This window comes from Carnimonas bestiolae, assembly GCF_051251145.1.
Lineage (GTDB): Bacteria > Pseudomonadota > Gammaproteobacteria > Pseudomonadales > Halomonadaceae > Carnimonas > Carnimonas bestiolae.
Genome location: NZ_JBPCZK010000023.1, coordinates 1 through 795, shown reverse-complemented (window position 1 = coordinate 795; position 795 = coordinate 1). Strand labels below are relative to the sequence as shown.

1 rRNA gene is annotated in these 795 nt (G+C 53.6%); it reads left to right on the top strand.

Annotation, left to right across the window (positions count from 1 at the left end):
* Positions 1 to 795, top strand: a 23S ribosomal RNA gene (locus R84865_RS13265); the annotation flags it as partial.

Sequence of the window (795 nt, the reverse complement as noted above, 5' to 3'; positions counted from 1 at the left end):
GAGGTTGGCTTAGAAGCAGCCATCCTTTAAAGAAAGCGTAATAGCTCACTAGTCGAGTCGGCCTGCGCGGAAGATGTAACGGGGCTCAAACCAGATGCCGAAGCTACGGGTTCATGCCTTAAGGCATGAGCGGTAGAGGAGCGTTGTGTAAGCCTGCGAAGGTGTGTTGTAAAGCATGCTGGAGGTATCACAAGTGCGAATGCTGACATGAGTAACGATAAGAGGAGTGAAAACCTCCTCCGCCGGAAGACCAAGGTTTTCTGTTCGACGTTAATCGGAGCAGAGTGAGTCGGCCCCTAAGGTGAGGCGGAAACGCGTAGCCGATGGGAAACGGGTTAATATTCCCGTACCGGATATTACTGCGATGGGGGGACGGAGAAGGCTAGGCGGGCCTGGTGATGGTTCCAGGTGAAAGTATGTAGGCTGAACAGGTAGGCAAATCCGCCTGTTCAAGGCCGAGATACGAGACGAACCCAATCCTTGTGATCGGGGAAGCCGTTGATGCCACGCTTCCAGGAAAAGCCTCTAAGCTTCAGGTAATGTGCGACCGTACCCCAAACCGACACAGGTGGTCAGGTAGAGAATACCAAGGCGCTTGAGAGAACTCGGGTGAAGGAACTAGGCAAAATGGTACCGTAACTTCGGGAGAAGGTACGCCGCTTTGGGTGAAGGACTTGCTCCGTCAGCTCAGAGCGGCCGAAGATACTAGGTGGCTGCAACTGTTTATTAAAAACACAGCACTCTGCAAACGCGTAAGCGGACGTATAGGGTGTGACGCCTGCCCGGTGCTGGAAG